15 protein-coding genes are annotated in these 13,907 nt (G+C 39.6%); 9 read left to right on the top strand and 6 right to left on the bottom strand.

Annotated features, from left to right (window positions below):
- Positions 1 to 61 precede the first annotated feature (61 nt).
- The 3 genes from cysK (at position 62) to topA (ending at position 4,091) form a co-directional block, all read left to right on the top strand.
- On the top strand, positions 62 to 991 hold the full coding sequence (gene cysK, locus EHQ52_RS14130) for a cysteine synthase A (RefSeq protein ID WP_135615849.1): 930 nt from the start codon (positions 62 to 64) through the stop codon (positions 989 to 991).
- A 368-nt stretch (positions 992 to 1,359) separates the two neighbouring features.
- The gene (locus EHQ52_RS14135) at positions 1,360 to 2,208 is read left to right on the top strand and encodes an oxygenase MpaB family protein (RefSeq protein ID WP_135615850.1); all 849 of its coding nucleotides are present in this window, start codon (positions 1,360 to 1,362) and stop codon (positions 2,206 to 2,208) included.
- Positions 2,209 to 2,246: 38 nt separating this feature from the next.
- The gene (gene topA / locus EHQ52_RS14140; RefSeq protein WP_135616039.1) at positions 2,247 to 4,091 is read left to right on the top strand and encodes a type I DNA topoisomerase; all 1,845 of its coding nucleotides are present in this window, start codon (positions 2,247 to 2,249) and stop codon (positions 4,089 to 4,091) included.
- Between the two features lie 278 nt (positions 4,092 to 4,369).
- Here topA and EHQ52_RS14145 read toward each other — a convergent pair whose 3' ends face one another.
- Together EHQ52_RS14145 and EHQ52_RS14150 are read right to left on the bottom strand one after the other, a co-directional pair.
- On the bottom strand, positions 4,370 to 5,170 hold the full coding sequence (locus EHQ52_RS14145) for an ABC transporter ATP-binding protein (protein ID WP_135615851.1): 801 nt from the start codon (positions 5,168 to 5,170) through the stop codon (positions 4,370 to 4,372).
- Positions 5,157 to 6,638: an HDOD domain-containing protein gene (locus EHQ52_RS14150; RefSeq protein WP_135615852.1), complete on the bottom strand. Its 1,482-nt coding sequence runs from the start codon at positions 6,636 to 6,638 to the stop codon at positions 5,157 to 5,159. The genes EHQ52_RS14145 and EHQ52_RS14150 overlap by 14 nt, the downstream gene beginning before the upstream one ends.
- 114 nt (positions 6,639 to 6,752) lie before the next feature.
- On the opposite strand from EHQ52_RS14150, the gene EHQ52_RS14155 reads away from it, so the two are divergent.
- Positions 6,753 to 7,040, top strand: coding sequence for a hypothetical protein (locus tag EHQ52_RS14155; protein WP_135615853.1), 288 nt, complete (start codon positions 6,753 to 6,755; stop codon positions 7,038 to 7,040).
- A gap of 150 nt (positions 7,041 to 7,190) precedes the next feature.
- Positions 7,191 to 7,433 (top strand): hypothetical protein, encoded by a 243-nt coding sequence (locus EHQ52_RS14160; RefSeq protein WP_135615854.1) that lies wholly within the window; start codon positions 7,191 to 7,193, stop codon positions 7,431 to 7,433.
- 36 nt (positions 7,434 to 7,469) lie between these two features.
- On the opposite strand, the gene EHQ52_RS14165 is transcribed toward EHQ52_RS14160, so the two are convergent.
- The 4 genes from EHQ52_RS14165 to EHQ52_RS14180 form a co-directional block, all read right to left on the bottom strand.
- Complete coding sequence (locus EHQ52_RS14165; RefSeq protein WP_244244896.1) at positions 7,470 to 7,673, bottom strand: type II toxin-antitoxin system HicB family antitoxin; 204 nt, start codon at positions 7,671 to 7,673, stop codon at positions 7,470 to 7,472.
- A 220-nt stretch (positions 7,674 to 7,893) separates the two neighbouring features.
- On the bottom strand, positions 7,894 to 8,742 hold the full coding sequence (locus tag EHQ52_RS14170; RefSeq protein ID WP_135616041.1) for a hypothetical protein: 849 nt from the start codon (positions 8,740 to 8,742) through the stop codon (positions 7,894 to 7,896).
- Between the two features lie 186 nt (positions 8,743 to 8,928).
- Positions 8,929 to 9,285 carry an aspartate 1-decarboxylase gene (gene panD, locus EHQ52_RS14175; protein ID WP_008592788.1) on the bottom strand — a complete coding sequence of 119 codons (357 nt, stop codon included), beginning with the start codon at positions 9,283 to 9,285 and terminating at the stop codon, positions 8,929 to 8,931.
- Between the two features lie 6 nt (positions 9,286 to 9,291).
- Positions 9,292 to 9,825: a type II toxin-antitoxin system antitoxin SocA domain-containing protein gene (locus EHQ52_RS14180; RefSeq protein ID WP_100709536.1), complete on the bottom strand. Its 534-nt coding sequence runs from the start codon at positions 9,823 to 9,825 to the stop codon at positions 9,292 to 9,294.
- Between EHQ52_RS14180 and lipB the strand changes: the two genes are divergently transcribed.
- The 4 genes from lipB to murJ all read left to right on the top strand — a co-directional run bounded on the left by lipB (position 9,803) and on the right by murJ (position 13,873).
- On the top strand, positions 9,803 to 10,492 hold the full coding sequence (lipB, locus tag EHQ52_RS14185) for a lipoyl(octanoyl) transferase LipB (RefSeq protein ID WP_135615855.1): 690 nt from the start codon (positions 9,803 to 9,805) through the stop codon (positions 10,490 to 10,492). The genes EHQ52_RS14180 and lipB overlap by 23 nt on opposite strands.
- Positions 10,493 to 10,557: 65 nt before the next feature.
- A complete protein-coding gene (locus EHQ52_RS14190; protein WP_135615856.1) occupies positions 10,558 to 11,535 on the top strand; it encodes an LIC_12071 family protein in 978 nt (325 codons plus the stop codon).
- Between the two features lie 6 nt (positions 11,536 to 11,541).
- A complete protein-coding gene (locus tag EHQ52_RS14195; RefSeq protein ID WP_135615857.1) occupies positions 11,542 to 12,246 on the top strand; it encodes an STAS domain-containing protein in 705 nt (234 codons plus the stop codon).
- 37 nt (positions 12,247 to 12,283) lie between these two features.
- Entirely contained in the window at positions 12,284 to 13,873 is a 1,590-nt protein-coding gene (murJ, locus tag EHQ52_RS14200; RefSeq protein WP_135615858.1) for a murein biosynthesis integral membrane protein MurJ, read from the top strand.
- Positions 13,874 to 13,907: the final 34 nt, after the last annotated feature.

The raw sequence follows: 13,907 nt of genomic DNA on the forward strand, positions 1-13,907 counted from the left end.
AAAAGATGTTTAATATATTGACAAGTTCACAAAAATCCAGCTGCAGAGGTAGGAATTCCTAATGAAAGCAAATAATATCTTAGAGACTATCGGTAATACTCCACATGTAAAGATCAACCGACTCTTTGGATCCAAATACAATGTATATTCTAAATTAGAGCGTAGCAATCCAGGCGGTTCTATCAAGGATCGTATCGCGCTTTCTATGATCGAGGACGCTGAAAAAAGCGGGAAACTCACTAAGGATACAGTAATCATCGAGCCAACTTCTGGAAATACTGGAATCGGTTTAGCTCTTGTTGCGGCAGTAAAAGGATACCGTTTGATCCTGGTTATGCCAGAGTCTATGAGTGTGGAAAGAAGAAGAATTATGGCTGCTTACGGTGCTGAATTCGATCTTACTCCTCGTGAAAAAGGAATGCCTGGAGCAATCGAAAGAGCAAAACAACTTGTTTCTGAAAATCCAAAAGCTTGGATGCCTCAACAGTTCGAGAACGAAGCAAATATTAAAGTACACGTTGAAACTACTGCAGCAGAGATCCTAAAAGATTTTCCTAACGGAGTAGATGTTCTGATCACTGGAGTAGGAACAGGTGGACATATCACTGGAGTTGCTAAAGTTTTAAAGGAGAAGTTCCCTAAAACTAAAGTATTCGCAGTTGAGCCAGAAGCTTCTCCTGTAATTTCCGGAGGAAAACCTGGACCACACCCAATCCAAGGAATTGGAGCTGGATTCATTCCTAAAAACTTACACACAGATCTACTAGACGGAGTGATCCAAGTTTCTAAGGACGAGGCTTTTCAATATGCACTTCGTGCAGCAAAAGAAGAAGGAATTTTCTTAGGAGTATCTTCCGGTGCATCTCTTGCAGCGGTTGCTAAAAAACTTCCTGAGCTTCCAGAAGGTGCAACAGTTCTTACATTCAACTACGACACTGGAGAAAGATATCTTTCTATCGAAGGACTTTTCCCAGTACCTTCTAACGGCTAAGATTTAATCAAAGCCTAAGTTTTGAGAATCCCGGCCTAAACCACCGGGATTTTTTATTTAAGCACGGTTTTTCACGCAAAGCCGCTAGCTAAGGAAAAAAGAGCTTTCTTCTAGTTATAAAAAAAATCTTCCTATCTTTGTGTCTTCGCGTGCAAGAATTACAATTACTAGCACGGTTGGAACTCCTACGTCACAAAACTCTCTGCAGCTCCGCGACTCTGCGTGAGTCCAACTCAGTGATCTCCGTGCGAACCTTTTGTTTGAAATAAAATCATTCTAATAAAAGGCTTGCCTTTCAAATTTAATCGAACATCTGTGCGAAAAAGTGGAAAAAGTAACAGTTCGTTATCAAAGGGAAAAATAAACAGATGTTCAACCGTTTGAAAATATTAAAACAAATTAATGGGTTAGATGCGGAGAAGGATGCGCAGAAGATCGTATTTCTTTCTGGAAGTTATGATTTTCCTCAGGATGTGGAGATCTCCCTAGCTATTTCCTTCTTCAGGACATTTGCAATTCCTTCTATTTCTAAAATATTAAATACAACCAAACGATTTGAATCTGCAGGACAAAAAAGATACGATGATACGGCACTCATCCTCGCAGAATTTATAGAGAATGGACTGGATAGCGAAAGAGGAAGAGAAGCCATGAGAAGGCTGAACCAGATCCATAAAGAATATAATATCAAGAATGAAGATTTTCTTTATACTCTTACAACTTTCATATTCGAGCCGGATCGTTGGAACCAAAAGTTCGGTTGGAGAAAGAGCACTGAAAAAGAAAGGCTAGCCAACTTCTATCTTTGGAAACGGATCGGAAAAATGATGAATATCAAAAATATTCCGGAAACTTACGAAGAAATGTTAGAGTTCAATCTAAAATTCGAAAAGGAAAAATTCCGCCGCACTCCTGATTCAGAACAAGTTGCGCTTGCAACAATGAAGATTGCTTCTGCTAGAATTCCTAAAATCCCTGGTTTAGAATATTTGGTTTATAATGCAGTGTATTCTCTTATGGACAATCCTCTTAGAGAAGCAATGGGATTTCCGAAAGCAAATCCGATCGTTGCCGCATTGACATATGCTGTTTTGAAACTTAGAGCATTCTTCCTGCGCTATTTTTGGCCGCCTAGGAAAACTCCTTATTACGTTACCAAAAGAAATAACCCTACATATCCAAATGGATATTTGATTGAAGAGTTAGGACCACATTAGAAAAATACGGAAGGGCCGTATTTGTGGTCCTTTCCAAAATGTCTGTCCTAGTAATCGTAGAATCTCCTACCAAAGTTAAAACAATCTCTTCCTATTTGGGAAAAGAATATAAGGTGCTCGCCACCTTCGGGCATATTTTGGATCTTCCTACGGATCGTATCGGGATCAAAATAGAAAAAGATTTTGAGCCTGAATATGTTCCTCTCAAAGGAAAAAAGAAAGTCCTATCTTCTATCTTAAAAGAAGCAAAGTCTCATTCTTCCATACTCATCGCAACCGACCCGGATAGAGAAGGAGAATTTATAGGATATATCCTGGCCCAAAAATTAGGGAAGAAGGCGAATATCGCCCGAATTCGTTTCCAAGAAATACAGAAGGATAAAATTTTACAGGCAATTTCGGAACCTGATGAGATCGATCTGGATCTAGTAGATTCTCAAAAAGCAAGAAGGATCTTAGATCGGCTGATTGGATATAAGGTCAGTCCATTTTTATGGAGAGCAGTAAGTGGAGAGGGTCTGTCAGCAGGAAGAGTGCAGTCAGTCGCTTTAAAATGGATCTGCGAAAGAGAAGAAGAGATCCGCAGTTTTATTCCAGTCACCACTTGGCTTGTTTCCGCAACAGTATTTTATGGATCCGGAGAGAATGATAAGATCATTTTTTATCCTAAAAGAGACCCATTTTCTACTCAAAAAGAAGCATCTGGATTTTTGGGTTCTATATTAAAAAAAACGAAAGTATTAGAGATTGCGGAAAGAAAAGAGAAGTTAGGAGAAACTTTACCTCCACCTCCTTTTACTACTGCAACTTTACAGCAAGAAGCGTTTAGAGTCTTAAAATTTCCTGCATCCAAAACAATGAAACTGGCCCAAGAATTATATGAGGGAACAGATCTAGGAAAAGGAAAGTCCCAAGGACTCATCACCTATATGAGGACTGATTCAGTCCGGATGAGCGAAGATGCGAGAGATTCCATTCGTAGAAAAATAGCTTCAAAATTCGGAAAAGAATTCATATCAGATAAAATCCAAACATATAGGCTCAAAAAAACAAAAGGGAAATCACAGGATGCTCATGAAGCAATCCGTCCTGTGGATGTTTTTTTAGAACCTTCTTTTGTATTCGATGTTACTGATCGTAATCTAAGTAAAGATTCCAAAAAATTATACGAACTGATCTGGAAACGAGCAATCGCTTCTCAGATGAAACCTGAAACATGGAAAAGATTAGAGTTTATAGCAAACGGAGGAGGAGAAGTTTGGGAAGGAGAAAAACTTTTTACAATCGATCCAGGTTATAAGAAGATCTATAATATAAGCTCAGACATTCTCCCCACTTGGAAAAAAGGAGAAAGTTTAACTCCTGAGCCTTGGGAGATCCAAGAAAAAACCACAGAACCTCCTTCCAGATATACAGAAGCTAGTCTTGTCTCCAAGCTCGAAAAGGAAGGGATCGGCAGACCTTCTACATTCGCTTCTATTCTGGAAACATTATACAAAAGAAAGTATGTGTATTCTGAAAAAGGAAAATTATATTCGGAAACTCTGGGAGAAAGAGTGAATGCATTCTTGCAGGCAGCGTTCGCTGATCTGTTCAGAGAAAAATTCACTTCTGAAATGGAACAAAAATTAGATTCTATTGCTTCTGGAGAAGAAAGCAGATCTAAGGTTCTTTCTGAATTTTATTCAGTCTTAGATACTCAATTAAAGAAAACGAATATAACCGCCATCAATAAGCAGCTAAAAGAAAGACCAAAAACTCCCAAATATGGAATTTGTCCTGTATGTAAAGAAGGGGAGAGAGTTAGAAAAAAATCATCTAAAAAGAAAGAATATTATATCTGTTCTCGATTTCCCGCCTGCGACTACGCGGAGTATCTATAAATCTATTTCAAAAATACATAAGAATACTTTGGATTGAATTCTTTGCCTTCCCCTCCGCCTGCACATCCTGTGCAGAGCTACGGGTCGCTTTGCCATCCTGGCTTCGCTCTCAGGTAAAGAATTTAATCCTAGAGATTGTTTCGTAAGCGTTTTTGAAATAGTAAGACTTTATAGAGAATTTGCGCTTTGTAGGAGTTCCTACATTCCAGATCTCTCTGTGACTTTGTGCCTCGGCGTGAGAAAAACTCTGAGTCTCTCTAAACTCCGCGTCTCCGTTCCTACTTTCTCTCGGTTACTGCGACCCAGGTGCCGTTTCGATTTTCTGCTTCTACCTTACGATCGTATAGATCTGAAAGTCTTGCAGAAGTGAATGCTTCCTTAATATCTCCAGAAAATAAAATTTTGCCTGATTTTAGAAGAGCTGCATTTTCGTAAAATGGAGGGATCTCGTCGATCCTATGAGTAATATAGATAGAAGTGAAGTTGCGATTCTTCTTATATTCATCTAAGAAGTCTATAAATTCCTCTCTTGCAGTTAGGTCTAATCCTGAGCAAGGCTCGTCTAAGATCACAAATTCAGGAGAAGTGCACATTGCTCTTAAGAAAAGTACCTTCTTCTTTTCTCCTGATGATAGAGTGCGGAATAATTGGTTTCTTTTAGCGCCGAAACCGTTCTCTTCTAAAATTCGTTCTGCTTCTTTTTCTTCCCAAGCATTTGATTCTCTATAAAAACCTATGGTATGAAAAAAACCAGTGAGAAGAACATCATAAACTGTAAGACTTTTTTGGAGTGCGCTTTCTTGTTGGGAAGAATCTAAGATACCAATCTTATTTCGTAAGATCTGGAGTGGAGTTTCTCCGAATGTTTCTCCAAAAAGATTGATCCTACCTGCAGTCGGCCAAACAGAACCATAGATCAAATTTACAAGCGTGGTTTTTCCTGCACCATTCCGACCTAAGAGTACCCAGTGTTCTCCGGAATTGATCTGAAAGTCGATCCCATCCAGAATAGGAGTCCCCGATCTATAAAACTTAATTCCGTGTAAATTGAGTAGATTATTGGATTCAGTTTTCTTCATTCGCGATCACGTAGGCCTTTGCTAATTTTTCGCAGGTCTCTTCGAACTTTGCCTTATCATCTAACTGGAATTTTTTTAGTATACTCGAGTCAGCTGCATAATAGCTGGTTTTTTTATCCAGATAATCGCACATCATATTTGCGACGTATACAGAATCAACTAAATCCGTATAAATCGTGTTAGTTGCCATGAAGGCTCTATGATGAAATTCGATCATATGAACAAGGTCCGGAGGGAAATCCCATTTTCTGGCAAGCATTGCTCCCAGAGTTGGATGAGAAATACCTGTAGAAATTTCTTCTAAGATCGTGGAATTGGAAAGATCTCTATGCTTTTGGTAAGATGCCAAACGTTTGAATAATGTTGGATCCAATGAAAGCAAAATGAATTTTCCTAAATCATGGAGTAAGGCACCGACTGCAGCGATATCAGAAAGTTTTCCGAGTCCCGCTCTTTGAGAAACCTGCCTCGCGAAAAAACTCGCAAGGTTGGAATGATTCCATACTTCTTGTAGTTTAGAATATCTTCCTTCCATGATCTTTCGCACGCCTGATACATACAAAAGATTTCGGACGTTCTTCAGTCCCACAACCTTAACAGCTTGGACGATTGTATTTACCTTATTCCTACTCGCGAAACCTGCTGAGTTAGAAAGTTTAAGAAGATCAGCACTGATGGCAGGGTTTCTTTCTATTTCGTTTGCGATCACACCGAGATCTGAATCAGGATTGTTACAAAGATTTATTATCCTTGTAAGAGTATGAGGAAGAGGGGGAAGTCCGTCTACTTCTGCCAAGATCCTGTCTTTGAGTTTTGTAGCAACATCCAATGGAACAATTTGTTTTGGTATCACTAAGGTAGCTCTTGTGATCTTTCCATCTGTTTCTATCTTAAATTTATCAGAGCCTATGCCTGAGTTTTTTAGTAATAACTGTATGAGTACAAGTCCAAGGCCCGCGCTTTCTTGGCTATCCGCCATGGAAAGAAATGCATCTGATAGATCATTGAATTTACTTGCAGATTCTAATCTAGCTTTTATCCTTTCTGATTCTTGTGGGAGAAGTGCCGAATCATTTTCGATCAAAAAGATCAGGTTCTGATTCATGATCTTTGCGCGAAGACGGACAGATAGATTGGAACCTTTGAGTATCTTTTCCTGTTCATCCCATTTATGAATGATATCTTCCAGAAAACGTTTCATCCCTTTATTATAATGAGATGCCTCGTTAATATTCAGCCCCTCACTCAGGAAGAAAAGCCTCTTGGCGTTCGCTTTATTCGCATTCATCAATAGTTCTTTTAGAATGGTAGAAACCACTTCCGTAAGAAATAACCTGTCCAGGTTTCCTAAAACCTGAAGTAGTAGGAGATATATCTGCTGGTGGTCCTCGTCCGAAATAAATCTATATTCCAGTTCGATATCTTTTCCAGAGACGAGAGTTTCTGTGAGTTCTGTCGGATTTAGCATTCCCTCAAATTTGGGTCTAAACTCCCTTGTCGCAAGAAAAAAAATGCGCTCCATTCTTCGGATTGGGCACCTGTTTGTCCGGGGAGAACCTAAAATATCATATGGGGGCCGGAAATGGAGAAGGAGCCAAAAAATTCAGAACAAGGATCCGAAAAAATCGGAGAGGATTTACAGGAAGAACTCAGATTTTTTCTGGAAAATCGATTGGATGGGCTTTTGGACGAGGCGGAGAAGTTCAGGCAGACCAAACAATCTTTCAGAAAGACCAGATCCAAGTTTTTGAGAAAGGAGTCTATTCCAGAAAAAAACCAGGGGTTTTTGCCTTTTCTCTATTCCATTTCCAACCAAAAGGAGGGGAATAGGGAAGAGCCGGAGTCTAAAGTATCAGGGGATGAATCTTAGAATGAGACCTTCCCAGATTATTTTCTCATTGGCTAAAAGCCTATTCAGGCTCTTGAAGCCTGCGACCTGTTATTCATTGATGACATAAGTTTTAGGGCGGATTATAAATAAAGATGGACATTTGGATGGAAAGATTCATGGTAGAGGCGAATGGATAGCAACTTCTTCTTCGAAGAGGCTCCTGAGGACTCGGAGAGTCGAGATATCTTAGATATCATGGACTCCTACCGCTACATGAACTCCTCTTACTTTTTCGATTTTATATCGGATGGTAGATGGGATCATGGAAAAGGTTGGGTGGAGAAAAACATCGACCGAGGACTTTGGACCACAAGATTCGTTCCTGGCAGCATAGATCGTTACCGTCGGCCTGGGTCTGGTCAAAGTCCCTGAGCACAAAAAAGGACCCTTTTTACGGGTCCTTTTTTATTATACGGATACGAGTGTTACCCTCGAGGGGGCGGGAATAGGTTCTCCGTCTTTTCTCAATCCATCTAAATGAAACTCAATAGCTTCTTTGATTAGTTTTGTAACTTCTTCTTCTGTCTCTCCGACTGCAACACAACCAGGCAGATCTGGAACGTAGGCTCCAAAGTTTGTTGGGCCTTTTTCAATGATAACTGGATATTCCATAAATGATTACTTTAGCCCTGATTGCGTTAGGTACTATTCAAAGTATCTGGAATGTCCAGTGCTATTTTCATATTTAGATTTCACGCGAAGCCGCTAAGGAAAGAAGATATAAATTTAGAAACAGGGATCTTTGCGCTCTTTGTGCCTTAGCGTGCCTAAAATAAAAAAGGACCCTTTCGGATCCTTCTTTCATACTGAGATTGTTAATAAGAGATAAGTCTTAGTTCACTAATTTCAAACCGTTGATGTCTATGATCTTACGATAGACTAGTTTGTTCTTCTCTTTTTGAGGATTGAAGATCAAAACTACAACCTTGTTAAAAGTAAAATATCCAGGACGATACTCAGTGTAGTGGTGAGAGAATATCGTGGATTTGTACTTAGCGTTGTAAACGGTATAAGTATGTTTACTCAAAGTATCATGCTTTTGTTTTTGAAGATCTTCTGCAGTTTGAGGCACAAAGTTACTGATCAGAACTTTGTCTTTTGCTGGACCTTCTTCTCCATAAAGAACGATAGGAAGTGCATCCTTAGGATTATTAGTAAGATAATGAACTAGAGTGTCCAGATTCGGGTTAGGGAATTTTACTTTTTCTCCTTTCGCGATCTTTTCGTCGTAACTCTTCTTCACTTCCCCGTACTTCTTTTCTCCCCAAACATTTTTACTGTCTAGTTTAACTGGAACCAGGTTTTGGAAGTTTACTACCTTAGTCTGCTCTTCCACATCGTACTGTCTCCATTTAGGGAATGGCACCAGTTCTCTGCGGTCATCTACTCTCGAAAGAGAAGTTTCATTTACTGCTAAAATATAAATGGAGAAGTTTGCTGCGTCGAAGTCTCTATTCTCGAGTTCAACCATTACGTCCATGAACTCGCCTTTTCCGTTATCCGCATGTCTACGGAAGAAGGAAACTTCTTTGACTAAGAGTCTATCGTCGTAATAAGCGAGTGGATAAAATTCCACTCCTTCGGAACCTTTACTTTCCTTTTCTGCATTGTTTTGGCCGGAAACGCCATTTCCCAAAATTAAGAATAATAGGATAAAAGAAAATTTTGCGACGGATTTCATGCGATTCATTGTCCCAGTACGGTTCTTCATATTGAATATCGACTTAAAAGTCCCGAAACTTAGCCGTTCCTTCTCGTTTTCCTCAAAAAAATGAGAAGAATTTGCTCCGGGAGCAGAACGGATCGATTCTATCTAAACTAGGAAATTTAGTCCAGCGGATTAAGTTTTTAGAAAAGCCTAAAGGAATTAGGCTTTTTTGATATGGTTCTTGTCGTCTACGAGAACGACTTGTGGTTTATAACCTTTTGGAAGGTCTTTTTCTTCCAAGGAGCCGTAGGAGATGATAATTACTTTGTCTCCTTTCATTCCGAGACGGGCAGCAGCGCCGTTCAAACAGATCTCCCCAGAACCTCGTTTGCCTTCGATCAGATATGTCTCGAATCTGGATCCGTTGTTTACATTCACAACAGAAACTTTTTCATAAGGAAACATTCCAGCGGCATCTACCAAATCCATATCTACCGTCAGGCTTCCCTCGTAATTAAGGTCCGCGTCGGTTACGGTGGCTCTATGGATTTTACCTTTACAAACAGTGATGAGCATTCGTGTTTACTCGCTAAAAAGTACCTTAAATATTTTGCCCGAAATATTCAAAAGCGTTTTTCTCTTAAAGAAATGGATTTTCGTGTTAATAGTTTCTTTGCTAAACTTAATTTCCGAGAAAAGGGGAGTGATCACGTAATTCTCATATAAATTCGGATACACTCTATTTTCGTCGTAAACACTTCCTTTGAAATTTTCCAGGACCTTGCGAAGAATTCTTTTTTCTTGGCGGTTCAGGTCTATCTCGTCCTCATGCTCCGTTCCGACCCAGGTTAATAAATAACCCGAGATCCCGGTCTCGGTCAATTTTGGGGTCACATCTATTAGACGATTTTCTTTCAGGTGAAGAAGTGCCTGATTTAATTCCATCGGATAAGGAGAGTCTTCCAAATGGATGTACTTTTGCTCCGTAATCACTTTGGCGTATTTTTGGAAGAATACTCCGTCAGAAAGATAAACCAGTTTTGCAAGTTCCTGACGGTTTCTTCCTCGCGGAGATCTTTGGAGTATAAAGGAGATGACTTCGAGCAGCTTTTCCATAAATAATACGAGTGTGCAGGCTTTTTCCCTGAAAAATCCCCTTCCGTATGAAGATTACGTCCTCTTCCAGGAAAAGTCCCGGCAAAATAGAAGGGAATCGATTCTATTTTTGGAACACCCTCTTACGATTACCGGGGGGATCAATTATAATATCGACAATCTTCTCCGAAATGAGGACTTCCTTTCTGATCACGGGATCTCTCTTCAATACATAAAAAGAGGAGGAGATTATACCGCCCATGAGCCCGGACAGATCGTTACCTATGTACATTTGGACTTAAAAAAAAGAGAAATTTCTATATCAGAATTTTTGGATTGGGTCCTGGAATCTGCAATTTATTCCACAAAGATTGTTTGGGGTTTGGATCTTGTAAAAAATCCGAATGCTCCTGGGCTTTATCTTTCCACTTCTCCGAATCGCAAAATTCTTTCCATGGGGGTTTTGTTCAAGTCCTGGTTCACTAGTTACGGGATTGCTCTCAATGTTTCTAATGATTTTTCCGCATTTCAGTGCATCCACCCTTGCGGGCAGGACTGGAAATCCATGATTTCGGTCTCTCAGCTGGGACTTCCAAGCGGAGAAGATAAGAAGAAGGAATGGATCCAAGCTTTTCAGTCCAAATTCCTGGAAAATTTAAGGCCGATTAAAGACAAGATCCGCACCTAAATGGATTTTTATTCTATAGAAAAAAGCCGAAATCGGCCGATTTTTAAAAGAAGAGAGGTTCTCAGGTGCAAATTTTCAAACATATTCTATTTTTCATTTTAGCACTTTTGATTTGCGAAGGGATCGCTGCAGGAGCCTCTGCATGGTCCTTTTTGGAATCTTCTCTTGCATCCTTTGAGCAGATCAAAAATCTTTCGGACCAAAGAGCCAGAGATACAATCGGTGCTATTTCTAAATCTAGCGAAGGAAAATTAAGCAAAGACAGATTAGAAGATCTGAATTTTGCATTCACAAGACTTGTGAAAGTGACTTCTGGAGATAAAGAGGGATTTATCATTTCCGAGATCAGTATGACTGATGATTCAGGAGTAGTTCTTGCATCTTCTAACGAAGATTATGTGTCTGATGCGAGAGCGAAAAGAAAGCCAGAACCTAAGTTTTTATCTACTAATTATACAGCTGCACATCATTTGAGAAAATGGCAGATTGGAACTCCAATTCTTTTGGGAGATAAGAATACTTTTCAGAATGATAAATTGATGCAGATTGTTTCTCCTTATTTCCCTGAAATTTCTGAACCAAGTGTTCTTCTTTCCATGGCGGTGTATCATCCAGAAAAATTGGAAAGAGTGGCTTCTCTTCATATGAAATATGAAAGAGGAAATTTTGCACATTTTGTAAAGATACAGACTGAACTTTTCTGGTGGACCTTGCAGAATAACGCGATCATCGCCCTTATTTGTGCTCTTATATTAGGATTTGCTCATTTACTCATTAAGAGTGTTCGCACTTCTTTTACTCAGGACGGAAGATATATTGCAGATCCTTCTGCACCTCCTTTATGGGAGAAGGTTGATTTTGCACAAACTCAAGGGCCTATTCGTTGGAGAGAAAATGTTTCTTCTACTCCTTCTTACCAAAGCCAAAATCCGGCGCCTGCTACAAGCTATGCTCCGGCTGCGCAAGCGGTTTCGGCTCCTTCTACTGCGCAAGCAGTCAATCGTGAGAAAGCGGAAATTATAGACGCTATTTATCTAGGATAAACTTTTTTGGAAATTCATACTACAAAACTGGGACATATATTGAAGGTAACTCCTAAGGGAGTTCTTGATTCTTATTCTGCATTCGATCTGGTGCGTTTTATTAAAACTCGCTGGGAAGAAGGGGAAAGACTTGTTCTAGTCAATTCTCGTCTTGTGGAATATATAGAAGAAGATGGGATTTCCGCACTTGTAGAATTAAAAAACTTTTTCGAAAAATTCGGCGGCAATATTGCATTTAGCGATTGGAATGAAGAAGGTTTACTGGTTTTAGGATTATTCGGTTTGAATAAGAGCTCCCACTTCTTTGCTCATGAAAAAGAAGCAGAAGTCTGGCTATCCTCTTTGAAAATTGAAGATAGAAGGACCTTGTCCGAGAAATCGGAAAGTATTTCTTCTCTCAGACAAACTAAACCGATCCAGTTTTATTCTAGTCCTTCTTCTAGTCTCAGCAAGTCAGACGTGTATGTTCCTGAGATAAGTACTGTTCCTATTCCTGGACAAGAACCTGTAGAGAAGACTAAGATCGGAAAAGATCTGGATCATTCTTTGGAGCAGGCAAGAAATATCCAGGAAAGGATCTTATACTGCGAATCTTGCAGAGCAAGACTTAGGATCAAAACTCTTGGTCGCCATCAATGTCCTAATTGCCGAATTCAGTTTGACGTGAGTCGCACCGGTGGAGTTCGATACTTGGAGAAACTATTAGGTTAGTTTCAGTCTGTCGGAAACTCCGACCACGTAGGATCTCTTGTCCCAAGCAGCCAGAAGAAGTTTCGCTCTTTCTTTTTACACCCTCATTTCCAGAATTTTAGGAGTGTTCCGAGACCATTTTATGGCCGTGTCTTTCGGGACAGGCACAGTGGCCTCTGCATTCGTAGTCGCATATAGGTTACCTAATATGTTTCGGAACCTACTAGCGGAAGGGACTCTTTCCCAGTCTTTTATGCCGCTCTATTCTGATTCAAATAAGGAAGGTTTAGAAGCTGCGAGAAGAATGAGTGGTGCTGTATTAAGTTTTCTTTTCTTAGTCCTTCTCGCTTTTGTATTATTGGTATTCACCTTCACTCCATGGTTTGTTCCGATACTATCTGGCGGAAACCCTGAACAGACAGGGTATATAGTAGAATTTACTTATATTCTATTTTTCTTAATTGTAACTGCTAGTCTTTCATCAATTTATATGGCGATTTCTAATGTAAAAAATCGCTTTTTTGTTCCTTCTCTTTCTCCAATAATATTGAATTTAAGTTACCTTATTGTCTTTTTGGGAATTTTTCCATTTGTTGACTGGGATTTACTGACCAAAGCTAGAATACTTTGTTTTGGGATTGTTGCCGGAGGAGTTGTGCAATTATTAGTGCAATCCTGGTATGTTTCTAAAAATGGAGAAGGCCCAATCTTCTCCTTTAATTATAAACATCCAGCAATTTCTAAAATTTTCAAGTTGATGCTACCTGCTGCGATAGGAGGAGGCTTTTATCAACTTGGTTTGTTAGTGGACGTTGGTCTTGCAATCCGGGTCCAGAACGACAATCCTGGGCTTGGGGCTGTGGTCAGTTTAGATTATGCACAGAGACTAGTGCAACTTCCTACAGGTATCATAGGTGTTGCACTTGCTACTACAACTCTGCCTGCGTTACTTTCTTCCTTAAAACAAAACAAACATTCTGAGGTTCCTAAGGAAATGTTGGGAGTTTTGGGATTTGCTATTTTTTTAACAGCTCCTGCCGCTATAGGAATGGGTATTTTGACAGGACCGATCTTGGATTCCATTTATTATGGAGGAAGATGGGGTCATCTAGCTACGGAAACTGCAATTTTACCGTTAGTTTTTTATTCTCTTGCAGTTCCGTTTTACAGTATGAACAAAGTTTTAATTTCTACCTATTATGCTTTTCAAGATACTAAAACTCCCTTATTAGTTCAGGCGTCTACATTCATTCTTAATCTTGCATTGAATCTTTCTCTGATATTCTATCTAAAACATTCTGCAATCGCATTGTCTTCCGCGGTATCGACAGTAGTGACCTGGACCTTACTTTCCAGTTATTTAAGAAAACATAAGGTAACTTTTCCTTGGGAAGGATTTCTTTCTAAAATTGTAAAATTGATCCTGCCACTTTTAGGAATGGCTGCATTTTTATTTTTTTATAAAGAAGTGGTCCATCCTCAGGCATTGGCTTTTCTCTCCGAAAAAGGCCTAAGTTACGCGAATTCTTCCAGGATCTCTCTTTGCGCCGCAGTCCTCCCAGGGATGTCAATTTTTTTCCTGATCAGTCTGCTTTTCGGTATAGAAGAGATAAGGTTAATAGCTGGAAAAATATTTCGTAAGAAGTAATTTTGCCCGGAAGATCTGCGGTGAAAATTTTCAA

The organism is Leptospira koniambonensis (assembly GCF_004769555.1).
Taxonomy (GTDB): Bacteria; Spirochaetota; Leptospiria; order Leptospirales; family Leptospiraceae; genus Leptospira_B; species Leptospira_B koniambonensis.